This is a genomic window from Amycolatopsis sp. NPDC051102 (assembly GCF_040682815.1).
Classification (GTDB): domain Bacteria; phylum Actinomycetota; class Actinomycetes; order Mycobacteriales; family Pseudonocardiaceae; genus Amycolatopsis.
The window spans coordinates 1-23,068 of the sequence record NZ_JBFBBT010000014.1; the positions used below are offsets into that span (position 1 = coordinate 1).

The 23,068-nt window shown below is 71.4% G+C and carries 18 protein-coding genes; 8 read left to right on the plus strand and 10 right to left on the minus strand.

The window, feature by feature from the left end:
* Positions 1 to 305: 305 nt before the first annotated feature.
* The 3 genes from AB0M93_RS31860 to AB0M93_RS31870 are packed head-to-tail and all read right to left on the minus strand — an operon-like array spanning position 306 to position 3,951.
* A complete protein-coding gene (locus tag AB0M93_RS31860) occupies positions 306 to 1,334 on the minus strand; it encodes a carboxymuconolactone decarboxylase family protein (RefSeq protein WP_364280161.1) in 1,029 nt (342 codons plus the stop codon).
* Between the two features lie 10 nt (positions 1,335 to 1,344).
* Complete coding sequence (locus AB0M93_RS31865; protein ID WP_364280163.1) at positions 1,345 to 2,538, minus strand: class I SAM-dependent methyltransferase; 1,194 nt, start codon at positions 2,536 to 2,538, stop codon at positions 1,345 to 1,347.
* 33 nt (positions 2,539 to 2,571) lie between these two features.
* The gene (locus AB0M93_RS31870; protein ID WP_364280165.1) at positions 2,572 to 3,951 is read right to left on the minus strand and encodes a cytochrome P450; all 1,380 of its coding nucleotides are present in this window, start codon (positions 3,949 to 3,951) and stop codon (positions 2,572 to 2,574) included.
* Positions 3,952 to 4,676: 725 nt separating this feature from the next.
* Here AB0M93_RS31870 and AB0M93_RS31875 point away from each other — a divergent pair.
* From AB0M93_RS31875 to AB0M93_RS31910, 8 genes are all read left to right on the plus strand, one after another.
* Complete coding sequence (locus AB0M93_RS31875) at positions 4,677 to 5,006, plus strand: DUF6235 family protein (RefSeq protein ID WP_364280167.1); 330 nt, start codon at positions 4,677 to 4,679, stop codon at positions 5,004 to 5,006.
* A gap of 221 nt (positions 5,007 to 5,227) precedes the next feature.
* The gene (locus AB0M93_RS31880) at positions 5,228 to 5,713 is read left to right on the plus strand and encodes a DUF6423 family protein (RefSeq protein WP_364280169.1); all 486 of its coding nucleotides are present in this window, start codon (positions 5,228 to 5,230) and stop codon (positions 5,711 to 5,713) included.
* A 17-nt stretch (positions 5,714 to 5,730) separates the two neighbouring features.
* Positions 5,731 to 7,038 carry an NAD(P)-binding protein gene (locus tag AB0M93_RS31885; protein ID WP_364280171.1) on the plus strand — a complete coding sequence of 436 codons (1,308 nt, stop codon included), beginning with the start codon at positions 5,731 to 5,733 and terminating at the stop codon, positions 7,036 to 7,038.
* Positions 7,031 to 7,477 carry a DUF6187 family protein gene (locus AB0M93_RS31890; protein ID WP_364280174.1) on the plus strand — a complete coding sequence of 149 codons (447 nt, stop codon included), beginning with the start codon at positions 7,031 to 7,033 and terminating at the stop codon, positions 7,475 to 7,477. The genes AB0M93_RS31885 and AB0M93_RS31890 overlap by 8 nt, the downstream gene beginning before the upstream one ends.
* A complete protein-coding gene (locus AB0M93_RS31895; protein ID WP_364280177.1) occupies positions 7,449 to 7,997 on the plus strand; it encodes a peroxidase-related enzyme in 549 nt (182 codons plus the stop codon). The genes AB0M93_RS31890 and AB0M93_RS31895 overlap by 29 nt, the downstream gene beginning before the upstream one ends.
* 155 nt (positions 7,998 to 8,152) lie before the next feature.
* The gene (gene aroF / locus AB0M93_RS31900) at positions 8,153 to 9,187 is read left to right on the plus strand and encodes a 3-deoxy-7-phosphoheptulonate synthase (protein WP_364280180.1); all 1,035 of its coding nucleotides are present in this window, start codon (positions 8,153 to 8,155) and stop codon (positions 9,185 to 9,187) included.
* Between the two features lie 103 nt (positions 9,188 to 9,290).
* Positions 9,291 to 9,749, plus strand: coding sequence for an SRPBCC family protein (locus AB0M93_RS31905; RefSeq protein WP_364280183.1), 459 nt, complete (start codon positions 9,291 to 9,293; stop codon positions 9,747 to 9,749).
* A 15-nt stretch (positions 9,750 to 9,764) separates the two neighbouring features.
* Positions 9,765 to 10,982: a cytochrome P450 gene (locus AB0M93_RS31910; RefSeq protein WP_364280186.1), complete on the plus strand. Its 1,218-nt coding sequence runs from the start codon at positions 9,765 to 9,767 to the stop codon at positions 10,980 to 10,982.
* 175 nt (positions 10,983 to 11,157) lie between these two features.
* Here the strand turns inward: AB0M93_RS31910 and cmdF are convergent, their stop codons facing one another.
* The 7 genes from cmdF to AB0M93_RS31945 all read right to left on the minus strand — a co-directional run bounded on the left by cmdF (position 11,158) and on the right by AB0M93_RS31945 (position 23,032).
* Positions 11,158 to 12,762, minus strand: a complete 1,605-nt coding sequence (gene cmdF, locus AB0M93_RS31915) for a tyrosine 2,3-aminomutase (RefSeq protein ID WP_364280189.1) — start codon at positions 12,760 to 12,762, stop codon at positions 11,158 to 11,160.
* A gap of 5 nt (positions 12,763 to 12,767) precedes the next feature.
* Positions 12,768 to 15,920 (minus strand): AMP-binding protein, encoded by a 3,153-nt coding sequence (locus AB0M93_RS31920; protein ID WP_364280192.1) that lies wholly within the window; start codon positions 15,918 to 15,920, stop codon positions 12,768 to 12,770.
* 232 nt (positions 15,921 to 16,152) lie between these two features.
* A complete protein-coding gene (locus AB0M93_RS31925) occupies positions 16,153 to 16,992 on the minus strand; it encodes a methyltransferase domain-containing protein (protein ID WP_364280195.1) in 840 nt (279 codons plus the stop codon).
* A gap of 23 nt (positions 16,993 to 17,015) precedes the next feature.
* Positions 17,016 to 18,362, minus strand: a complete 1,347-nt coding sequence (locus AB0M93_RS31930; RefSeq protein ID WP_364280198.1) for a condensation domain-containing protein — start codon at positions 18,360 to 18,362, stop codon at positions 17,016 to 17,018.
* A 31-nt stretch (positions 18,363 to 18,393) separates the two neighbouring features.
* The gene (locus tag AB0M93_RS31935; RefSeq protein ID WP_364280201.1) at positions 18,394 to 20,568 is read right to left on the minus strand and encodes a molybdopterin-dependent oxidoreductase; all 2,175 of its coding nucleotides are present in this window, start codon (positions 20,566 to 20,568) and stop codon (positions 18,394 to 18,396) included.
* A gap of 156 nt (positions 20,569 to 20,724) precedes the next feature.
* Positions 20,725 to 21,561: a methyltransferase domain-containing protein gene (locus AB0M93_RS31940; RefSeq protein ID WP_364280203.1), complete on the minus strand. Its 837-nt coding sequence runs from the start codon at positions 21,559 to 21,561 to the stop codon at positions 20,725 to 20,727.
* 31 nt (positions 21,562 to 21,592) lie between these two features.
* A complete protein-coding gene (locus tag AB0M93_RS31945) occupies positions 21,593 to 23,032 on the minus strand; it encodes an FAD-binding monooxygenase (protein ID WP_364280205.1) in 1,440 nt (479 codons plus the stop codon).
* Between the last annotated feature and the right edge of the window lie 36 nt (positions 23,033 to 23,068).

Consider the following 23,068-nt stretch of genomic DNA (forward strand, 5'->3'; position numbering starts at 1 on the left):
TCGACGAATGGTTCACCCAACACCAAGCAGTGTGATACGGTCCACTTGAGCGACGTCCGAAATCTTCGGAGCACTTCAAAAGCGTGCCTTGACAACATGCCGCCGGCCGTGTTCTGGCTTCGGATCGGGGTTGCGGGGGGTCTGGGTGGTGTGTGTTGTTGCGTTCTCTTCTCGGCCGCCGGTTGGTGATCCGTGCTGCTGTGGGCCTTTTCCCGACGTCCGCGCGGTTTTTGCATGGGGGGAAGGCGAACTCGCGTGCCCGGGGGACGGCGTTGTTCCTTCGGGCACGCGAGTTCGCTGGTCTGTCAGGCTGGGTCCAGGCTGCCGGCCAGCCATGTGCTTACCCTGCGGGCTGCTGCCATGCTTGCGTACGCTGCCAGCTCGATCAGTGTTGCGTCGGCCGGTTCCGTTGCTCGGAACGCGTCCACCAGGCCCTCGTCTACCTGGTAGGACGCCAGTGCTATGGCCAGGGCCAGGCGGGCAGCCGGGCGGTCTGCCTCTGTGAGGCTTGCCACCGCTTCCTCGAGCCAGGCGCGGCTGAGGCCCGGGGGTTGGCCGTCCCATGTGGACAGGCGGTCGTGCAGGAGGGTGCGGACCGCCGGTGGTACCGAGCGGGCGCCCGCGGCCTCCGTTGCCGCGTACGCGCGGGCGAATGCGTCGGCCACGATGGCGTTCTGGCTTGCCCAGCCCAGGTCCTCCGGGAGCGGTGCCTCCGGTAGGAGCTTCACCGAGTCACCCGCCTTCGGGCCCGGTCCCGACGGCGGCCGCAGCACGCCGCCGAGCACCCGGCGTGCCTGGGGCTTGGCCGACTCCGGTACGTGCGACGGGAACGGTGACTCGCGCAGGAACACGTTGACCATGCGGTTGTAGTACTGGAACGCCACCGCCACGCCGACCAGCTCGGGCGCCTGCGCCGGTGGGAACGGTGGTGCGTCCGCCGCCCCTGTCGCGGATGCGCGCGCCCAGTCCTCCAGTGCCTTCCGGTCGGTTCCGTCCGGGGCCGCCGGGATCGCGGCCAGCGTCATGCCGTGCACGTCCACGCAGTACGGGCAGCTGTTCGCCGCCGACACCCCGGTGGCCACCGCCTCCTTGGCGGCTCGGTCCGCGAAGCCCTGTGCCAGCAGGGTTTCCCGCAGGACCGTCCACGCGGCGGCCAGCGCCTCCGGGGCCGCCGAGTGCAGTGCGACCGGCGGGGCGAGCATGCTGAAGTCCCGCTCCACCTGGCGGTACACCTCGGCGACCAGGCCGGTGGCCCGGCGCCGGGGGACGACACCGACGTACCGGGTGTCGCGCAGGGATCTGCGTACCGCGAACCGGACCAGGCCGGCGACCATCGCGCGTCCCCTACCGGGCCGCGCGGGCGATCACGGCGCCCACGACGAAGTCCGGGTACTCCTCGGCGATCGCGTCGACGTCCGGGAGCACCGTCACGTCGGCGAGGCCGGCCGCCTCGAACGTGGCGCGCCAGGCCGCCGGCGTCAGGAACCCGTGCGTCGGCCGCTTCACCGGGTCGGTCATGACGTCGGTGAAGCTGTCCAGGAAGTCGAAGATGATCTCGGCGTGGATCGGCCGGGACAGCTTCGTGGGACGCACGCACTCGGAGACGACGACCGCCCCGCCCGGCTTCAGCGCCTTGGCCGCCTCGGCGACGACGAAGTCGAGGTCGGGTGCCACGTGGAAGCAGTTGACCGCGTACACCGCGTCGAACGTGCCGGGCTCGACGCCCTGCGCTTCCCACGGCAGCGTCATGTCGATGCGGGCCGACTCGACCGTCGTCGTCGGCGAAGCCGCTGCGGCCGCCGCCTTCTCGCCGTGCCGGGCGAACGTCTCGGCGACCTCGGTGAACCGGTAGCGCTTGACGTCGGAGCCGAGCGTGCGCAGCACCTGCTCGGCGCCGCTGCCGCAGCCGCCGCCGATCTCGAGGATCTCGATGCCGCCCTCGGGCACCAGGCGGGACAGCGCTTCCGCGCCCACCTTGTTGTTGATCGAGTACAGCAGGTTGTCGTTGGAGAAGTACTTCAGCCACAACGGAAGCTGCGCCGGCGCGAAGAGGATCTCGTCGCCCGTCGCCTCGCCGGCGAAGAACTTCTTCGCCTCGTCGATCAGGGTCTGCAGGATCTGCACGGCGACGGCGGCACCCGGCTCCCGTGCGGCGAGCTCGGCCGCGACGTCGTCGAACACCGGCACGGTCACCGGGCCCGGGACGAACCGGCCGCCGTCGCGGGCGAGGATCCCCGAGTCCGACAGCTTCTCGTAGAGGAAGTGCAGCGGGATCGTCCGGCGCCACGGGATCGAGAGCTCCTGCTTGGCCTGCTGGACCGAAATCCCGTCGGCGGACGGCAGGGCGCCGACCGACGCCAGGATCCGGTACGCCGTCGCGTCGACCAGCCGGCCGAAGGTCTCGTTGGCCGCCAGGAACCGGAACGGGAAGTGCTCGCGGACGCGTTCGTCGGCGATCGCGGCGCGCAGCTTCGCGAAGTCCGCGGCCTTCGGGTGCTCTTCGGGCCGGCCGTAGGGGCTCTCCGCCTGGTCACTCATGTACTTCACTCACTTTCGCGACGGGGGACGAGGTCAGGCCGCGGAACGGCCGGCGTCCGGGAACGAGCGGACGGTCAGCGGGAGCCCGCCGCCGAGGCGCAGCGACATCATCGGCTCCGGCACGACGGTCCGGCCGGGCACGGTCTCGAAGCGCAGATCGCGCAGCAGGGTGGAGATGATGAAGGTGGCCTCCATCATCCCGAGGTGGTTGCCGACGCAGAACCGCGGACCGGCGCCGAACGGGATGTGGGCGTAGCGCGGGCGGTCCACCGGCTTGTCGGGGTCGAACCGGTCCGGGTCGAACCGCTCCGGCTCCGGCCAGTACCGCGGGTGCCGGTGCAGGGTGTACGGGCAGATCAGCACTTCGGCGCCGGCCGGCACGTGGTAGCCGCCGACCTCGTCGTCGGCCACCGCCCGGCGCGGCAGGATCCACACCGGCGGGTTCAGCCGCATGGCCTCCTGCAGCACCATGTGCGTGTAGCGCAGCCGGGTCAGGTCCGCGTACTCCGGCCGTCGGTCGCCGTAGACCGCCACCGCCTCCTCGTGCAGCCGCTGCCGGACCTCCGGGTGCCTGCTCACGTGGTCCAGCGTCCAGCCGACGGTGCTGGCGGTCGTCTCGTGCCCGGCCAGCAGCAGCGTCACCAGCTCGTCGCGCATGCGGCGGTCGGCGACGCGCCGGTCGCTTTCCTGGGCGGTGGAGGCGATGAGCCGGGTCAGCACGTCGTCGCCGGCCGCGGACGGCTGGGCCTTCCGCCGCTCGACGAGGATCCCGACGACCTCCTGGAGGTGCTCGCGCGCCGACCGGAACGCCCGCTGTCCCTTCAGCGGCAGCCACCGCGGCACCAGGCCCAGGGTCTCCATCTCGAACATGGCCTGGTCCTGGACGGCCTCGAAGGAGTGCTCGACGCCGTCGAACTCGCCGAGGTCGATGTCCAGCAGGGTGCTGCCGAGCACGCCGAGGGTGAGCGCGGTGACCTCGGTCAGCACGTCCACCGGCCGGCCGGTGTCCCGGTGGGCCGTGAGCCGGCCGACCAGCTCGAGCGCCTCGTCGATGATCACGTCGGCCTGCGCGGCGATCCGCTTGTGCTGGAACACCGGCTGGATGGTGCGCCGCTGTTCCTTCCACAGCGGGCCTTCCGACGTCAGCAGCCCGTCGCCCAGCGCGCGCTTGGCCTCGGTGTACCCGATGCCCTTGTGGTAGTTGGCCGCGTTGTCCGCGAGCACGTGCTTGGCGTGGTCGGGGTGGTTGAAGATGTAGAGCGTCTTCGGGCCGATCGCCACCCGGACCGCGTCGCCGTACTCGCGGACCGCCTCGCTCATCAGGCCCAGCCGGTCCGCGCGCAGCTTGCGCAGGATCCCCGGCGCGGCCCGGCGCGGGGGTCCCGGGGGGACGCGGCGGATGGCGCCGGTCATGCCGCGAGCCGCTGGGCGAGCTCTGCGACGGCCGCCTGGTCGGCGGACGGCACCTCGGTCGTGGTCATGGTGCTTCCTTTCGGCGCGAGCGAGCGGAAACCGCGGCAGCGGCGGGAAACCGGCCCGGAACGCGGGCACTCGTCTCCCAGCCGGCCTCTCCACGTTCGCACCGGCGCTCCGCCACCCACGTCTCCCGCAGTGCGGAGTGGCGGTCAGGCCGCCGTTCCGGGCACCCGGGACGGCCCGGGTAGGCGGGACGTGGCCAGTCGCTCCCGGGCCGGCGCGCGGGTGCTGTGTCCGGAATGCACCGCTACGTACCGGATTTCGCCGTCGATCAGCACCTCGAGCCCGGTCCGCCGGCCCGGTTCGAAGGGTGCACCGCACGCCGCGCAGGTGCGTTGACGCGCGGCCGCGCCGGGTGGTGGGGTGGGCCGGCCGGTCATGGGGCACCTCCTGTGCGGACGCCGGTGTCGTCACCGGGTGGTGTGCGGAACTCCCGGGCTCCGAGTGCACACCGCACGGGTTCGGCGGGACGTCTTGTGCACTGCGCAATCCCCGCGGTATGGCGGATCGCCCGGCGCACCAGCGCACGGTCGGAGATGCCCCGGCCCCCGCGGCCCGGCCAGACTGGACGCTGTGTGGGCCGGAGTGTCACCGAGCCCGGCGCGGACCAGGCCCGCGACCCGTCCCGGGTTCCCGACGGACGTTGATGGGGAGGCCGGCTGATGGCGATGCGCCTCCAGCTCACCGATGGGTGCGAGTTGCTGGAAGAGTGGGCCGGATCGGCGTCGCAGGCCGAGCGGAATGTCGTGTACGAAGCACTGTTCGCGGTCGGCGACGGATCCGCTTTCCTGATTTACGACATTTTCGGCGATCGACGCGATCCGAGTATTTTCATTGTCGCCGTGAAACCGAATCTGGTGCTCAAGGTAATGCTGCGGCGCGAGGATTCTTCGTTCGCGATCCGCTACCTCGGGCCCCCCGACGACCGCGGCGACGCGGCCGGGACCACCGCGCCGGCCCACGAGGAGCCGAGCAGCTCGGAAGGTGCCTAGGCCGAACGGGTTAGTTCAGGTGTCCGGCGCGGCCGGGTTGATCACGCGTCGTCGATCGTGCATTCCTCACCTTGACAGCCTCTCAAGGCGTGTGAAAGCCTTTTTGCGTTTGCTGGTCAGCCCGCATTACTGGGGTCTTCAACATAGGAGGCTGCACCATGTCGTCACCCGAATTGCCTGGGTTGGATGTCTCCGGCCGCGTACGGGCCCGTGATATCCAGATGACCGGTGTGGCCGACCTCGGCCGCCGGGTGCTGATGATCACCGGCGCGATCGACACCACCGACCACGACGTCGCCGTCAACGTGACGCTGCCGGAGTCCGGGCGCTGGCAGGTCATCAAGGCCGAGACGAACCTCACCGACCGGACCTGGGTGGCCATGCAGGCGGTGCTGGACGAGGACTCGACGTTCGTCGACAGCCCCGGCAGCGCGGTGATGTCCCCGCAGTTCGCGAAGAGCTTCATGACGCCGGACCAGCGGCGGCTCACCTTCTACGACGGCGAGGTGCGCCCGGGCGAGTCGGTGCTGAAGATGTATTCGATGGAGACGAGCGGCCGCAAGCCGGGGTACTTCTACTCCCGCTACAGCCCGATCGCCACCGACAGCGCGGAACAGTCCCAGGCGACGCTGGACCAGCTGGTCAGCGACGGTATGCAGCAGCGCCCGGTGATCGAGCTGATCGTGCCGATCACCGTCGTCGGCTGACAGCCGGCAGGGCCCTCGTGATCAAGTTCGTGCCGGAGCCGCACCTGCTCGAATCGCCCCGCGGCCGTGACTGGCCGCGCCTGACCGCACCGGGCTCCGCGGGTCCCGGCGCAGCCCCGGGGAACTCCGCCGACGTCGTCATCGTCGGGGCCGGCCCCGCCGGGCTCGCGGTGGCTTCCGCCCTGTGGCACCACGGCGTCCGCGACGTCGTGGTCCTCGACCGGACCGGGCGCCCCTGCGGGCGGTTCTTCGACCGGATCGACCGACTCGGCCAGCGGGTGCTGCGCTCGCCGTATGAGCACCACCCCGGGGTCGAGGGGTACCGCGACTGCGAGCTGCTGGACTTCGCCCGGCTGCACTGGTCGCGGCTGACGCGCACCGAGCGGCGCGAGATCCGGATGGCGCAGGCCGGGCACCGCTCGGTCGTCCCGGTCGACGTCTTCGACGCCTACTGCGACCACCTGGTGACCAGCCACCACGTCGCGGAAAAGACGTGGCAGGCGTCCGTGCGCGAAGTGCTGCCGACCGCCGACGCGGTGACGGTGCGCGCGAACCGGTTCACCGTGACCGCGCAGCACGCCGTGCTTTGCCTCGGCGAAGAGCGCCGCTCCGCGCCGGATGCTTGGTGGGGCGGCGGAACTCCGCCCCGCGGAGTGTCCTATTGGGACGAACCGGTGGCCGCGGGCGCCGGGCGCCAGATCGTGGTCGGCGCCGGGCTCACCGCGGCGCACCTGATCACCGGTGCGCTCGAGGCGGGCCGCGAGGTGCACTGGGTGGTCCGGGAGACCGGCGAGCGCTACCAGTGCGCGGACGTCAACGCGTCCTTCTTCCGCCCGGAAGGCCGCGCCCGCTTCGACGGCGTCGACCGGGCCGGCCGGCTGGAGCTGATGCGCCGCCACCGGCGCGCGTCCATCATGTTCGAGTTCCGGCCGCTGCTGCAGCGGGCCGAGGCCGACGGGCGGCTGGTCGTCCACCGCGGCGAGTCGGTGAAGGAAATCGGCGAGGGCGTGGTCTGCCGGCTGGAAAGCGGACGGCTGGTCGAGGCGGACACCGCCGTGCTGGCCCTCGGGACGACCCCGTCGAGCGGCGCCGGGCTGCTGCCCCCGGACCTGGTGGGCGAGCGGGACGGCTGGCCGGACCTGGACGAGCGGACGCTCCGCTACACCCACGCCCCCCGGGTTTCGGTGGTCGGCGCGGCGGCCGCGCTGATGCTCGGCCCGGCCGCGCGCAACATCGACGGTCACCGCGTGGCGACCGCCCGGGTGGCCGCGGCCGTCGCGCACGGCCTGCGGCCCGAACGCGTCCCGGCGGTGGCCGGTGTCTGACACCCGGTTCGCCCTCCCCGGGATCGACGACCCGGGATCGACCGAGGTGGGCGTCATCCTGCTCGGCCTCGACGCGGAGCGCCTGCTGGCCGGGGTCGGGTTCGCCCGGCTCGCCGACGATCCGGCCCTGGTGACGCAGGCGGTCGACCAGGCACGCCACGGCGTGGCCGGGTTCGGCCTGCCCGGCCTGGTCGCGGCCGGCCGCGCGCGCTGGCGCGCGGTCCGGGACGCCATCGGCGACCCGCCCGGGACGTCGTCGCCGGCCGCGTTGCGGGGCGCGTGGGTCGAGGCCGCCGGGCGCGTCGCCGCCGCCGTTCCCGAGGCCGGCCCGGCCTCGGTCGCCTACTTGACCGCCTGCTCGCTGCGTCGCGGGGAAGTCGACCGGCTGGCGGGCGGAGACAGGGAGCCCGATGTCGCACCTGAAGTCCCTGCCGGCTGAAACCCGGCTGCTGCACGTCTTCGAGGCCTACCCCGGCCCGGCGCGGCCGCTGCTGGACCTGCACGAGCAGGTGATGCGCGCCGAGTCGCCGTTCACCCCCGGCGAGCGGGAGCTGATCGCGGCGTACGTGTCGGGGGTGAACAGCTGCGGCTACTGCCACGGGATCCACACGATCACCGCGGAGGCCTTCGGCGTCCCCGAGGGGTTGCTCGCCGCCGCGGTGCGCGACCTCGGCAGTGCGCCGGTGGATGAGAAGTTCCGCCCGGTGCTGGCCTACGTCGGCAAGCTGACCCGGACGCCGTCCCGGATGACCGAGGCCGACGCCGAAGCCGTGTTCGCCGCGGGCTGGGACGACCGCGCCCTGCACGACGCGATCCAGGTGTGCGCGCTGTTCAACTTCATGAACCGCGTGGTGGAGGGTATCGGCCTGCGCGCCGACGACGCCTACGCGACGACGTCCGGCCTGCGGCTGCGCGAGATCGGGTACGCGGGCCTGGCCCGGCTGCTCCCGGAAGGCTGAACCGCCGCCCCCGTTCCGCACGGTGGCGGGTGCGCAACCGTGGAGACGCAGGTATTCCCCGCCCGGCCGGATGCTCAATCCGGCAGCAGACGCGCCGGCGCCCGCCGGTGGCGGAAGCCGTAGCGGTGGAGGGTGCGGAAATCATGGTCATCGTCATGGCTGTCGATGCCACGGCCGGGGACGTCGAAGCGGTCGTCGACCGGGTGACGGCGGCGGGCGGCGAAGCCTTCGTCAGCCGCGGGGTGAGCCGGATGGTCATCGGGCTGGTCGGCGAGGTCGACCGGTTCGAGGCACTCAACCTCGGCGGGATGCGGGGGGTGCGCAGCGTGACCCGGATCTCCGCCAAGTACAAGCTCGTCAGCATGGAACACCACGGGGAACGGTCCACGGTGCATGTCCGGGGGGTGCCGATCGGCCCGGACACCGTCACCCTGATCGCCGGCCCGTGCGCGGTGGAGACGCCGGAGCAGACCCTGGAAGCGGCGCGGATGGCCCAGGCCGCGGGCGCGACGCTGCTGCGTGGTGGCGCGTTCAAGCCGCGCTCGTCGCCCTACGCCTTCCAGGGGCTCGGCGAACTCGGCCTGAAGATCCTCTCCGACGTCCGTGCCGAGACCGGCTTGCCGGTGGTCACCGAGGTGGTCGCCGCGCACGACGTCGAAATGGTCGCCCACTACGCGGACATGCTCCAGATCGGCACGCGGAACATGCAGAACTTCGGGTTGCTGCAGGCCGCGGGCGAGGCGGGCAAACCGGTCCTGCTCAAACGCGGCATGAGCGCCACCATCGAGGAGTGGCTGATGGCGGCCGAGTACATCGCCCAGCGCGGCAACCTCGACATCGTGCTGTGCGAGCGGGGGATCCGCACGTTCGAGACCGCCACCCGCAACACCCTCGACATCTCCGCCGTGCCCGTGGTGCAGCAGCTTTCGCACCTGCCCGTGATGATCGACCCGTCCCACTCCGGCGGGCGGCGCGACCTCGTGCTGCCGCTTTCGCGCGCGGCGGTCGCGGTGGGGGCCGACGGCGTGCTCGTCGACGTCCACCCCCACCCCGAAGAGGCCCGGTGCGACGGCCCGCAGGCGCTGGTAGCCGACGACCTGCGCGTGCTGCAGCGCTCCCTGGAGGACCTCGCTACGGTGCTCGGCCGGAAGCCGCCGACGTGGTGGAACCGGCGGCTGCTGGCCGGTTGAGAAACCCGCCGCCCCTCAGGTTCGCACGCTCGAATGTTCCGCACCGGAAGGAATTCCGGCCAAACTTGCGGTGACAGTTCCCCTCGATCCCAGCGGAGATGTCGTGACGATCAAGCCGAAGCACACGATGTACCAGACGACCATGCTCGACGCCGAGCCGGACGCGGTGTGGACCGAGGTCCGCGACGTCCTGAAACTGGTGAAGATCCTGTTCGGGGACACGGTGGGAAACCTGCAGTGGGTCGAGGGCGGGGCACCGGACCGGGTGCCGGCGCGCTACGAGTTCCTGATGCTGCAGAACCAGGGTCTCGTGCAGCAGGAGGTCGTCGGCCGCAACGAGGTGGACCGGTCCCTCACCTACCGCACGGTGGCTCCGGTGCTGTGCCTCTACGACTACGTCGCCACCTACCGCGTCCTGCCGGTGACCAACGACCCCGGCCGCAGCTTCCTGGAGTACCGCCGGGAGTTCATGGTCACCGACGACGCCGCGCCGGAGATCGTGGAGGCGCTGATGACCATGATGGAGAACCAGATCAGCGTCGTGCGGGACTACTTCGCCTGAGCGGGGGGTACGAGCATGCCGACCACAGTGGACTGCGGTTCGCCGCCGGGTGGCGTTCCCTTCCTGGACGTCGCCGCACCCGGCTTCGGCTTCGGCACCCCGGAGGTGGCCGAGGCCCAGGCGGAGAACTGGTACGCGGAAAGCCCGGTCGGCTTGCTCGTGCTGCGCTACGCCGAGGCGCACGCGTTGCTGCGCGATCAGCGGCTCGACCACAACGGCAAGCGCTTCATGGAGATGAACGGCGTCACCGGCGGGCCGATCCACGACTGGTTCGTCCCCATGATCATGAACCACGACGGTGCTCACCACCGCCGCCTGCGCGGCCTGGTGAGCAAGGCGTTCACGCCGAAGGTGATCGCCGGGCTGCGGCCGTTCATCCGGGCCGAGGCGAGGCAGCTGGCCGAGCGCCTGGCTTCGCGGGGGGAGTGCGAGTTCATCGAGGACTTCGCCAACCCGCTGCCGCTCGCGGTGATGAGCGAGATGCTCGGTGTGCCGCCGGCGGACCACGGCGTCTTCCACACCTGGACGTCGGACATCGGCCTGGTCTTCAGCCTCGCGCACGGCGGTGACGTCGTGGCGCGCGTCGAATCCGCGCTGGTTGGGCTGAACGGGTACATCGATGCGCTGATGGCCCGGCGCCGGAGCGCGCCGGACGGCGATCTGCTGTCCGCGCTGGTCGCCGCCCAGCGGGACGACCCGCTGATCAGCACCGACGAGGTGCGCAACCTCATCGTCACCATGGTGTTCGCGGCCCACGACACGACCCGGCACCAGCTCGCGAACGCGATGGTCGCGTTCGCCGGGCACCCGGAGCAGTGGCGCCTGCTGGGCAGCCGGCCCGAACTGGCGGACCAGGCGGTCACCGAGGTGATGCGCTGGCTCCCGTCCTCGCCGACGATCTACCGGTTCGCCGCGGAGGACTTCGAATACCAGGGCCTGCCCATTCCCAAGGACACGTTCTTGACCATGTGCGTGACGGCCGCCCAGCGCGACCCCCGCGCCTTCCGCGACGCCGCGGCGTTCGACATCACGATCCCCCGCGAGGCCCCGCTCCTGCAGTTCGGCGCGGGACCGCACCACTGTCTCGGCGTCGCCCTCGCCAAGGCCGAACTGGCCGAGGCCCTGCCGGCCCTCGCCACCCGGCTGGACGCCCCGGCCGTCGACGGTCCCTTCACCTGGCGTCCCCCGATCGGCATCCACGGGCCGAACACGCTCCCGCTGCGCTTCGGCTGAAGCCGGCATCGAACTCGGCGCGCCCGCCGTCCTGCGCACGCAGGGCGGTGGGCGCAGCCGTGTGCGCCTGCGGAACGACATCGGGAACATCGGTCTCGCACGGACCACCGGTCTCGCGCACGCAAACGGTCCCGCACCCCGGCCGGGGTGCGGGACCGTTTGGTTACCGGGAGGTTCAGCGCAGCTGGATGCCGGTGCCGTCCAGGGCGGACAGGAACTCGCCCTTGCCGAGGGCGGCGGCGACCCGCTCGATGTCGTCGGCCATGTAGCGGTCCTGCTCCAGCGTCGGCACCAGCGACCGGATCTTGTCGTAGGTCAGCCGCGCGGCCGGGCTGAGGCGCGCGAGGCGCCCGGACACGTCGACCGCCTGCGCCGCGGCCAGGAACTCGACCGCGAGGATGTAGGTGTTGTTCGACAGCACCCGGCGCGCGTTGCGGCCGGCGATCAGGCCCATGCTGACCACGTCCTGGTTGTCACCGTTGGACGGGACGCTCTGCGTGCTGGCCGGGCCGATGGTCCGGTTCTCCGCGACCAGCGCGGTGGCCGGGTACTGCGCGCCGGCGAACCCGCAGTTGAGGCCCGGGTCGGTGGCGACGAGGAACTCGGGCAGGCCGGACAGGTACCGGTTGAGCAACCGGTTGGTGCGGCGCTCGGAGAACACGCCGAGCTGGGTGAGGGCGATCGTGACGAAGTCCAGCACGAACGCGACCGGCTGGCCGTGGAAGTTCGCGCCGTGGAAGATTTCCTTGCCCTCGAAGAAAAGCGGGTTGTCGTTCGAGGAGTTGAGCTCGGTCTCGATCGTCTCCGCCGCGTGGTACAGGGTGTTCCGCACCGCGCCGACGACCTGGGGGATCGCGCGCAGCGTGTAGGCCTTCTGCAGGTAGACGTCGGTGCGCGAGACGTCGCCGCCGGTCTGCTGCTCCTTGGCCTGGCGGCGCAGGTCGGCGTGGTCGACCGCGAGTTCGCTGCCGCGCATCAGTTCCCGCATGTTGGCCGCGTTGTCGATCTGGCCGCGGTGCGGGCGGGCGATGTCGTGGCCCTCGGCCTGGAACGGGCTGGTGGAGCCCTGCATCGTCTCGACGACCAGCGCGGTGACCAGCTCCGCCTGGCGCACCTGGTCCAGCGCGCGGCCGACCACGAGCGCGCCGAGGCCGGTCATCGCGGAGGTGCCGTTGATCAGCGCCAGGCCCTCCTTGAACTTCAGGTCGAGCGGGGTGATGCCGTGGCCGGCCAGGACCGGACCGGTCCTCGTCTTGCCACCTTCGCCCAGCACGTAGCCCTCGCCGATGACCGCGGACGCGATGTGCGCGAGCGGGCCGAGGTCGCCGCTGGCCCCCAGCGAGCCGATCTCCGGGATGGCCGGGACGATCCCGAGGTTGAGGTAGAGCGCGAGCCGCTCGAGCAGCTCGGGCCGCACCGCGGAGTAGCCCTTGGCCAGCGCGTTGAGCCGGGCGGCCAGGATCGCGCGGGCCTCGTCCTCGGCGAAGATCGGGCCGACGCCCGCGCTGTGGCTGCGGACCAGGTTCGTCTGCAGCTCGGTCTCCTTGGAGACGTCGACCAGCATGTAGATCATTTCGCCGTAGCCGGTCGTGACGCCGTAGACGGGGACGCCGTCCCGGACCGTGTCCTCGAACATCACCCGGCTCCGAGCGGCCCGGTCCAGGGCGGAGGGCGCCACCTTCACCGGCGCCCGGTCCTCCGCGACCCGCCGGATGCCTGCGATGTCGAGCTTGTAGCCGTCGAACTCCAGCGACGGCGTCGTGCTGTCAACAAGGGCCACGCTTCTCACCCAATCCTGGTTTCGGGAACTGCTTGTACTCCGCTCGGCGAGCCGGACCGGGCCGACAGGCCCGCGATCGTGGGGTCGGCTAGGAACTCCCGCACCGGCACCTCGAGGCCCACCCGTTCGCGAACCCTGCTGAGCAGGACGGGCACGAGGAGCGAGTGGCCGCCGACGGTGAAGAAGCTCTCGTCCGTGCCCGCCGGAGCGGCGCCGAGCACGCCGGACCAGACCGCGGCGAGCGCTTTGTCCACATCGGACTCGGGCGTCCTGGCGGCCGCCGCCGTGGTGGTGGCGGGCACCGGTAGCCGGCGGCGGTCCACCTTCCCGCCGAGGTTGCGGGGGAGCCCGAGCACGGTCTGGAACGACAGGGGGAACTTCGACCGGCCGAACCTCGCTCGCAGCGCGGCGCGCCAGTCGCCGGCGGAGCCGAGCGCCGCGCCCGTCTCGTCCCGCGCGGGCACGATGTAGGCGACCAGGCGGGTCAGCAGGCCGTCCGCGCCCGCGACCGCGGTGACGGCGCACTCGGCGACGGACTCGCACTCGGCGAGCGCGGTCTCGAGGTCGGTGAGCTCGACCCGGACACCCTGGAACTTCACCTGCAGGTCCTGGCGGCCGAGGAACTCCAGCGAGCCGTCCCACCGGCGGCGGCCGAGGTCACCGGTCCGGTAGCAGCGGACGGGTGCGATGCCGTGCGCCGCCGGATCGGCCGGCGGCTCGAACGCCGCGCGCTCGTCCGCCGCCGCACCGGTGTACCCGGTCGTGACGTGGGGGCTCATGACGACGATGTGGCCGGTGACCCCGTTCGGGCACGGGCGGTCCTGGTCGTCGAGCACGAGGACCTGCCGGCCCGGGATCGGCTTGCCGATCGGCACGACCCCCGCCGGCTCGCCCGTGACCTCGTGCCAGGTGGCGAGGATCGTCTCGGTGGGTCCGTAGAGGTTGACCAGCCGCGCCCGGGGCAGCATCGCGCGCGCCGCGTTCGCGAGCTCGCCCGGCAGTGCCTCACCGGCCAGCAGGAAGTGGTCGATGGCGACGAGCGAGCCGGCCGCGTCGCCGGCCGTGACGGCCTTGAGGATCTCCCTGGCGAAGGTGGGCACGGTCTGGAACGCCGTGATCCGTTCGGCGGCCAGCCAGCCGACGATCTTCTCCGGGTGCGCTCTGATCCGGTCCGGCACCAGGCACAGCGTCGCGCCCGCGGTGAGTGCGGCGAAGGTCTCGACGAGGCTGGCGTCGTAGCCGGCCGCCGCCCACTGCGCGAGCCGGGAACCCGGGCCGATCCGGAACTCGCCGGAGAACCAGCCCACGAACTGGGCGAGGCTCGCGTGGGTGGTGGGAATCCCCTTGGGCCGGCCGGTCGACCCGGAGGTGTAGGCGACGTAGGCGCGTGCGTCCGGCCGGGTGCGCTCGGGGACCACCGCACCGGGCTCGCCGAGAGCACCGGTGTCCAGTACCCGGCCACCCAGGTCGTCGCGGAACCACCCGGCGAGGTCGTCCCCGGCGGTGTCGCCGTGCACCAGCAGGCAGACCGGCCGCAGGTCGGCGAGGACGGCGCGGCCGCGCTCTCCGGTGTCGCCGGTGCCGAGGCAGACCAGGTGCGCGCCCGCGTCGAGGACCCCGAGCAGCGCCGCGACCTGGTGCGGTCCCTGGGGCAGCCGCACCGCGACCGCGGCGCCGTCGACGGGGCTGTGGCGCCGCAGCGCACTGGTGACCGCGCCCGCGGCGGCGACCAGTTCGCCGTAGCTCATCGTCGCGTCGCCCAGTGACACGGCCGGTGCGTCCGGGTGCGCTTCGGCGAACGCGTGGATCCGCGCGCTCACGGTGGTTTCGCCGGCCGCGGCGGTGGTCAGGTCCGCGGCACGGGTGGCGGCGCGGAGCCGGTCTCCAGGCACGAGCGGCAGGTCGCCGACCGGCCGGGCCGGCCGGTCGAGCGCGGCGGCGAGCAGCGTGTGGAGCTGGTCGAGGAGCTGGCGGACCGCGTCCGGGCCGAACAGGCTTGCGCGGTGGGCGAGCGATCCGGCGACGGTGTCACCGGTCCGGTGGACGGTCAACGTCAGGTCGGCCGTGACCGTCGTGCGGTCCACCGCGACGGCGCGGACCTCGGTGCCGGCCAGGCGCGGCACCGGTCGCGCCGCGGGCACCAGCAGCGCGTCCACCAGCGGGGTCCGGAGCGGGTCGCGGTCGGTGCACACCGCCCGCACCACCCGGTCGAACGGGACGTCGGCGTTGGCGCGGGCGGCGCGAGCGGTGGCCGCGACCCGGCGCAGGTGCGCACCGAACGCCGGCCCGTCCGCGAAATCGGCGCCGAGCACGACGAGGTTCTCGAACGCGCCGACCTGCCCGGCGTCGCCGGGCCTGCGAACGTCGACCGGCATGCCGACCGCTACCCGGTCCGCGCCGCTCAGCCGGTGCAGCAGCACCTGGAACGCGGCGAGCAGCACGACGTCGTCCGTGGTGTCCTCGGCCTCGGCGAGGGCGGCGACCGCGGTGCCGACACGGTCCCACGCGAAGTCCAGGACGCCGCCCGGGCCCGCGGGGCCGTCGCGTCGCGGCCGGTCGGCGGGCAGGTTCAGCGGTGGCGGGGGCGGGGTGAGCGCCGAGGTCCACCAGCCGAGTGCGCGGCGCGCCTCCGGTGCCTCGGCGCGCGACCGTTGCCACCGCGCGAAGTCCGTGTACGGCTGGGCAGGCAGCGGGTGCAGTGCCGGCCGCCGGCCCGCGACGATCGCGTCGTAGCTCGCGGACAGCTCGGCGATCAGGATGGCCGCGGACCCGTGGTCCACGACGGCGCGCTGGGCGTCCAGCACCAGCAGGTGCTCGGCGGGACCGAGGGCGACGGCGGTGAGCCGGACGAGCGGCCCGGTGTCGAGCTGTACCTCGTCGTCGAGCCCCGCGGCGGCCACGACGCGCAGATCGGTGGCTGCCTCGGCGCTGATCTGCCGCAGCGGAACGCCGTCGGGTGCGGGTAGCGTCGTGCGCAGGGCTTCGTGCCGGTCCGCGAGGACGCGCCACGCGTCCCGCAGGGCCACGAGGTCGAGCGGGCCGGTGACCTGGTAGGCGAGCCGGATCGCGGAGGCGTGTCCGTCCACTTGGGACAGGTACCACCAGCCGTCCTGTGCGGGCGAAGTGGCGGAGCGGGAAACGCCGGAGTCGAGCGCCATTTCCTCACCCGCCTCCGTCTCGTGTGCCGGCTGTGCGAATCACGGCGCGGAGCATGGGCTCACGCCTGCTGTCCGATTCAGGATCACACTTGCCGGTTCGCCGCCGCATCTCCTGTCATGCGCCGCGACGAGCGCGGTTTGCTGCGGCGCAACAAAAAACGGCCGGCCGGGTCCGTTTCCGGACCGGCCGACCGTCCACATTAGACTGCGTGCACCAGCGGAGCCGCGCCGCTCAGCGGTACGGCTTGCGAGCGGCGATGATCACGTAGCCGACCTGGTCCTTGCGGGGAGCGAAGAAGCCGTGGTGCTGCTCGGCGAACTCGTTGAGCGCCGCCTCGCCGAACTTGGCGGCGATCTCCTGGCGGCGGACCAGCGCGGCCTCGATGTACTTCGCCTTGCGGCCGAGCACCCGGGGGCCGCACTGGGTGAACTCCTCGATCTGGAAGCCGGCGGCACGCAGGTGCGCGCACCACTCCTCGAGACTCGGCAGCCTGCTCAGCCGCAGCGTTTCCATGAACTTCGCCAACCGGTCCGGCGGGCCGGGCGCGCCGGCGCTGAAGTCCGAAAACGACAGCCGCCCGCCCGGCCGCAGCACCCGGTACAGCTCCCTGATCACCTGGGCCAGGTCCGGCGCGTTCTGCAGCGACTCGAGCGCGAGCACGGCGTCGAACGTGCCCTCCGCGTACTCCAGCGCCATGAAGTCGCCGTACTCGAAGGTCACCAGGTCGCCGGCCTCGCTCGCCAGCGCGCGTTCGGTGGCCCGGTCGACCTCGAACTGGCTGACGGTGACACCGGTGACCCGGGCGCCGAACCGCTCGGCCATGCCGATCGCGGTCGTGCCGGGGCCGCAGCCGGCGTCGAGCACCGACTCGCCGGCCCGCAGCCCGAGCGTGTCGGTGACCTTCCTGGTGATCCGGCCGACCGCCTCCGCCAGCGGGGCACGGTCCTCGCGGTCGTAGAAGTACCACATGTGCAGCTGGCCGTCGCGGAACTCGTCGCCGATCGGCGAACGCTCGTCGTAGTGCTTGCCGATCTCGGCCGCTTCGGCGGCGTCATCACCCATTGCGGTCATTCGGCACCTCAAACACTTGTCGTCTAGTCCGGGGACAACACTGACTTCTTCAGCACCTGCTGGAACCGGGACACCATGTCCCGCACGGTGCTCGCCTCGAAGAGGTTGCTGTTGAACTGCATCTGGCCGATCATCTCGTTGCCGGCCGGGTCGATGTCGAGTGTCCACAAAGCACCGTCGGGGATGTCCGTGCTCACCGCGGCGGGCAGCAGGCGCTTGCGGATCTCGGAGTACTCCAGGTCACCGACCCGCTCCGCGGCCATCACGAACGGGAACTGGAAGACCTGGAACGCGACCACCGCGGCGTCGTCGGCGGCGTAGGGTGCACCGAGCTCCGGCGCGTCCGACAGGAGCCGGAGGAACGGGATCTGCCGCGTGAGCGCGCTGATGCAGGTCTTGCGCGTCCGCTCGACGACCTCGCGGAAGCTGCCGCAGCCGGTCAGGTCCGTCCGCAGGGGCACGAGGTTGAAGAACGAGCCGATCGTCTTCTCGAACCGGGCCTGGCCCCGGCCCGACATGATCGTGGTGACGGTGATGTCGTCGTTCCCGGTGATCTCCTGCAGCAGCACCTTGTACGCGGCCAGCAGCACCATGAACGGGGAGCTGCGCATCGACCGCGCCAGCTCCAGCGTCGCGGCCGTCACGTCCGGGGCGACCAGGTAGCGCTCCACCGAGGTGTTCTTCGGCAGGTCGTCGGAGCGGCGGAAGTCGGTCGGGACCGCGGTGATCCGGGCGTCGGCGAGCTTGTCCAGCCAGAACTCGCTCGGCTTGGCCAGTGCCTCGTCGGTCGTGGTGGTCGACTCCCAGCGCGTGTACTCCTGGTACTGCCTGACCTCCGGCAGATCGGGAGCGCGGTTCTCGCTCCTGGCCGCGTAGCACTCCGCGAGCTCCTTGATGATCAGCTGCATCGACCAGCCGTCGGCGACCGTGTGGTGGGCGATCAACGCGAGCACCGAGTCGTGGTCGTCGAACCGGCCGAGCACGGCACGCAGCAGCGGCAGCTCCCGGATGCTGTACTCGTCGGCCTCGATCTCGATCAGCAGTTCCTCGGCGGCCCGGTCCCGGTGGCCCGGCGCGACGCCGGTGAGGTCGCGGACGACCAGCTCCGGCGAGCTCGGCTCGTGGATCCGCTGGTACTTGGGCTCCGCGTCCCGGACCACCTCGGTGCGCAGCACCTCGTTGCGGGCGACCACGTCGTCCAGCGCGCCCTGCAGCAGACCAAGGTCGACCGCGCCACCGACGCGCCAGCCGTACACGATGTGGTAGCGGGGGCCGAAGGGGCCCTCGTCGTCACCCTTGTCGAACATGCACATGAATTCCTGGTTGACCGAAAGCGGGATCCGGCCCGCGCCCGCCGACTCGTCTTCCATCACTCCACCGTTCGGTTCCACTTGGCCAGGCTCACGCCTGGTACGGGCTTACTGTGACCGGAATGCCGTTGAACACCGCGTTGCCGGACGGAACGTCCACGACGAACTCGTCGGTCAGCGCGTTCGCGTTGACGCCGGAGGTCGCCACCGCGACCCGCTGCCGTCCGCCGGCGTGCCCCCACCCGTGCGGCAGGCTCACCACACCGGGCCTGATCGCGTCGTCGGTCTCGACGTCGACGACCAGCTCGCCCTTGGCCGAGCGCACGACCGCGCGGTCGCCGAGCCCGAACTTCGCCACGTCGGCCGGGTTGACGTGCAGCGTGCAGCGGTTGCTGCCGCCGACGAGCGACTCGACGTTGTGCAGCCAGCTGTTGCTGGAACGCAGCTGGCGCCGCCCGACCAGCACGAGCTCCGGCGCGGGCGCGGCAAGGTGCGCGCGGAGCCGGGCGAGGTCGCCGACGATCGCCGGCGGGGTGAGTTCGACACGGCCGGACGCCGTGCACACGATCTCCTTGAGCCGCGGCTCGAGCGGGCCGAGGTCGATCCCGTGCGGGTTCGCCTTGAGCGTGGCCAGGGACAGGCCGTGGCCACCGAACTTGAGCAGCACGTCCAAGAGCAGCTCCAGGCCGTTGTCGCCGTCCAGCGTGGCCCGCAGGACCGCCGGATCCATGCCCTCCACCGGCGAGCCGGGCGTCCGGGTGGCGCCCTCGAGCAGCTGGCCGATCATCATCTCGTCGACACCGGCCGGATCGGCCGCCGCGCCGGCGCCGGCCGCGATCAGCGTCAGCCGGGCCATGATCTCGGCCTCGGACCGCTGGTCGGGGTCCAGGGGCAGCACCGGCGGGGAGTACCGGGCGTAGTTGCGGACCGTGACGATCGACAGCAGGAAGTCGTAGTGCGGCATCTGCATGATGCGCGGCGGCGGCAGGATGACGTTGGCATGCCTGGTCGTCTCGTTGAGGTACGGGTCGACGCAGACCATGAAGTCGAGGTTCTCGAGCGCCCGGTCGAGCCGGGGGCCGTTGGGCGCGGCGAGCACCGGGTTGGCCGCGAGCGTGAGCAACGCCCGGACCTGGCCCTCGCCGGGCGTCTCGATCTCGTCGGCCAGCGTGGCGGCGGGCAGCTCGCCGAGCGCCTCGGGCAGGCCGCGGACCCGGCTGCGGAAGTTCCCGGCCTGGAAGGGCTGGCCGGTGCGGTACAGCTCGAGCGTGGCCGGCCGGGCGTACATGGCGCCCCCGGCCGAGTCCAGGTTGCCGGTCAGGATGTTGATCACTTCGACGAGCCAGTGGGCCAGCGTGCCGAACTCCACCGTCGACGCGCCGATGCGGGCGTACACGACGGCCGTCGGCGCCGCCGCCAGCTCACGGGCGATCCGGACGATGTCCTCGGCCGGCACTCCGCAGATCTGTTCCGCGACCGGCGCGGGGAACTCCGCGGCCAGGTCACGCAGCTCGTCGAGGCCGTTGACGTCCAGCGTGACGGTGGCCAGGTTCTCGGTGAGCAGCGTGTCGACGATGGCGAGCAGCAGGCAGGGATCGGTGCCCGGCCGGATGGCGAGGTGGTCGTCGGCGAACGCGGCGGTCCGGGTGCGGCGCGGGTCGACCACGACGAACTTGCCGCCGCGCGCACGCAGCTCCTTGAGGCGGCGGGGGTAGTCGGGGGCCGCGGCCAGCGATCCGTTCGACTCCAACGGGTTCGCGCCGATGATCAGCAGGTAGTCGGTGCGGTCGAGGTCGGGCACCGAGATGGCGAACGGGTCGCCGTACATGTGGCCGACGGCCACGTGCTTCGGCATGTGGTCGAGCGTGCCGGAGGAGTAGACGTTGCGGGTGTTCAGCGACTGGATCAGCGGCATCCGGTACAGGAAACCGGCCATGGTGTGGTAGGTCGGGTTGCCGAAGAAGACGGCGACGGCGTCGCGGCCGTGCGCCTCGGTCACCTCGGCGAAGCCGCGCTCGACCTCGGCGAACGCCTCGTCCCACGAGACCTCGCGCCATTGTTCGCCGGTGCGGATCATCGGCAGCCGCAGGCGGTCGGGGTCCTCGTCGATCCGGCCGAGGCTGGCGCCCTTGGGGCAGATGAAGCCCTTCGAGAACGGGTCCTCGCTGTCGCCCTTCACGTTCGTGACGTGCCCGGCGTCGTCGAGGGTCAGCCGCAGCCCGCAGACGGCCTGGCAGATCGGACAGGTGCGGTGCGCGGTGGTCATCGACACTCCAGGATGGTTGCGTGCTGTGCCGGCCGCGCCCGTCGGAACCGTTGCCGGAGCGGTTGTCCGATCGTGGGGCACGGCCACGAGTGGTCCCGGCGTTCGGCGCCGCCGGGACCACTCAGGCCATTCGTGTCCGTTGTGGACACTGGTCGATCATTCGGCCTTGTGTGCCACGACGAGCACGTAGCCGATCTCCTTCAGCCGTCCTGCCGGGTCGCGGACGACGTCGAGCAGCGGGATGATCTCCTCGGAGTAGCGGGCGACCAGCTCGTCGTACCGCTCGTTGACCGTCTCGTTCATCCGCAGCCCGGTGCGGTGGGTCTGGGCGCTGATGTCCTTCAGCTCCCGCAGCTCCAGGCCCGAACTGGCGATCACCTCGCGGTACTCGTGCTCCAGCAGGAACGGGCTGAACGCGTTCGTCGCCTCGTGCTCGCGCACCAGTGCCAGATCGTGCTCGTTCGGCTGGGCGTTGAGGTAGATGTCGCCGATGACGACCCGGCCGCCCGGCTTGAGCACCCGGTTGACCTCCTTGAGGGCCGCCAGCCGGTCCAGGTGCGGCAGCGTCTCGAACACCCACACGATGTCGAACGAGTCGTCGTCGTAGGGCATGGCGAGGGCGTCGGCCGTGTCGAACGTGATCCGGTCGGCGAGACCGAGCTCGGCCGACCGGCGGTTGGCCTCGTTCACCTGGGCGGCGTTGTTCGACAGGCCGACGACCGTCACCGTCGGCGACTGCCCGGCCAGCCGGAAGACCGGAAGGCCGATGCTGCAGCCGACGTCGAGCAGCCGGGCGCCGGCGGTGTCGCCGGACCGTTCGATGACCAGGTCGGTCAGCTTGTCGCACGCTTCCCGGTTGGAGCTCTGGTCCTCGTCGGAGTCCCAGTAGCCGTGGTGGAAGTTCTCGTCCCACAGCTCGGCGAAGATCTCGTTGACGACGTCGTAGTACTGGTCGGTCTCTTCGGCGTCCGGGATGCCGTGATCCTTGCTCATCTCAGCTCCATGGTTGGTCGGGCGACGACCGTCACGCGGCCTTGCGCGGCTCGGCCGGCGTGTAGACGTCCTCGAACACCGGCTCGACGCCGGGGGGCGCCTGGTACACGTAAGGCTGCTGGCTTTCCTTCGACGGCCCGCGCAGCGACTTGAGCAGCACGCGAAGGATGAAACCGGGCTTCATCAACGACTCCTGCGGCGCCATCAGGCCGGCCACCTGGTAGTACTTGGCGGTGATGTCGCGGTCGTGCGTGGCGGCGATCTGGATCTTCTTCAGGAACCAGTTGGCGAACTTCAGCTTGAGCGGCCGCTCGCCCTTCACGCCGGGGAAGCTCAGGTCGACGGTGTTGGTCAGGTCCCACGACGCGTCGATGGCGTCCGCCGCCAGATCGCGGAAGTAGTCCAGCGGCACCGGAGCCGCGCCGCTGTGCAGGTGCTGGCGCATGGTCATCGCGCACAGCGCCGCGACGCTCATACCCTGGGCGTACACCGGGTTGAAACAGGTGATCGCGTCCCCGGTGACCAGCAGGTTGTCCGGGAAGCGGGTCAGCTTCTGGTAGTGGCGGCGCAGGGTGGTCGGGAACCGGTACAGAACCGGCTTGTCGACGGGGTCGGCGTAGCGAAGCGTCTCGTAGACGTCCTTGGCCGGCAACGACTTGAGCCACCGGTAGAGGCCGTCCTGGTCGGCGGGCGGGTGGTCGCCGAGCAGACCGTAGGTGGTCAGCTCCAGCTGGCCGTCGCTGGTCTTGAAGAAGACGTTGCCCCGGGGGTTGGCCGGGAACGCGATCTGGTTGATGGCCACGTCGCCCTGGAAGGGGTCCGCGCCGGGACGCAGCTTGTAGTGCTGCGTCACGTAGACCAGGTCGATCTTCTTGCGCTCTTCCTCCGGGCGCTCGTAGCCGAGCTGCTCCAGCCAGACCGGGGTCCGTGAGCCGCGCCCGGTCGCGTCGACGACGAGGTCGGCGTCGAGGACCTTGTCGGTCTTCGCGCCCCGGGCCTGCACCCGGGCGCCGATGACCTTGGTCTTGTCCGGCGTCGTGACGATCCCGACGATGTCGTGCTGCTCGACGAAGACCACGTTGGGGAGGGCCTGGACCCGCTCACGGATGTAGAACTCCAGGACCGGCCGGAGCACCCCGAGGGTGATCAGGTCGCCGTCCTTCTGCGCGAGCCGGTTGCCCTGGGCGTACCAGCGGCAGCTGCCCGACAGGTCACCCTTCGGGATGCCGTCGTCGACCAGCTGCTGGACGATCCCGGGGAACAGCTCCTCCATGATGTGCACGCCCCTGGCGAGCAGGCCGTTCGCCTGGTAGCTCAGCGGCAGGGTCTTCCGTGGTCCCCTCAGGCCGACGATCTTGTCACGGTCCACGATCTGGACCTCGTCGTAGGCGTCCGCGAGTACCCTGGCCGCGAACAACCCGGCAATGCTGCCACCGAGCACCACCGCGCGGGTCCCAGACTCCTGGCCCATCGCGGTCACCTCCTTGTTACGTGGGTTGACATTCCT

Coding starts and splice junctions, on each gene's coding strand:
- AB0M93_RS31860 (WP_364280161.1), bottom strand. CDS start 1,334: ATGGTCGCCGGCCTGGTCCGGTTCGCGGTACGCAGATCCCTGCGCGAC.
- AB0M93_RS31865 (WP_364280163.1), bottom strand. CDS start 2,538: ATGAGTGACCAGGCGGAGAGCCCCTACGGCCGGCCCGAAGAGCACCCG.
- AB0M93_RS31870 (WP_364280165.1), bottom strand. CDS start 3,951: ATGACCGGCGCCATCCGCCGCGTCCCCCCGGGACCCCCGCGCCGGGCC.
- AB0M93_RS31875 (WP_364280167.1), top strand. CDS start 4,677: ATGGCGATGCGCCTCCAGCTCACCGATGGGTGCGAGTTGCTGGAAGAG.
- AB0M93_RS31880 (WP_364280169.1), top strand. CDS start 5,228: ATGACCGGTGTGGCCGACCTCGGCCGCCGGGTGCTGATGATCACCGGC.
- AB0M93_RS31895 (WP_364280177.1), top strand. CDS start 7,449: ATGTCGCACCTGAAGTCCCTGCCGGCTGAAACCCGGCTGCTGCACGTC.
- aroF (WP_364280180.1), top strand. CDS start 8,153: ATGGCTGTCGATGCCACGGCCGGGGACGTCGAAGCGGTCGTCGACCGG.
- AB0M93_RS31910 (WP_364280186.1), top strand. CDS start 9,765: ATGCCGACCACAGTGGACTGCGGTTCGCCGCCGGGTGGCGTTCCCTTC.
- AB0M93_RS31920 (WP_364280192.1), bottom strand. CDS start 15,920: ATGGCGCTCGACTCCGGCGTTTCCCGCTCCGCCACTTCGCCCGCACAG.
- AB0M93_RS31925 (WP_364280195.1), bottom strand. CDS start 16,992: ATGACCGCAATGGGTGATGACGCCGCCGAAGCGGCCGAGATCGGCAAG.
- AB0M93_RS31930 (WP_364280198.1), bottom strand. CDS start 18,362: ATGGAAGACGAGTCGGCGGGCGCGGGCCGGATCCCGCTTTCGGTCAAC.
- AB0M93_RS31935 (WP_364280201.1), bottom strand. CDS start 20,568: ATGACCACCGCGCACCGCACCTGTCCGATCTGCCAGGCCGTCTGCGGG.
- AB0M93_RS31940 (WP_364280203.1), bottom strand. CDS start 21,561: ATGAGCAAGGATCACGGCATCCCGGACGCCGAAGAGACCGACCAGTAC.
- AB0M93_RS31945 (WP_364280205.1), bottom strand. CDS start 23,032: ATGGGCCAGGAGTCTGGGACCCGCGCGGTGGTGCTCGGTGGCAGCATT.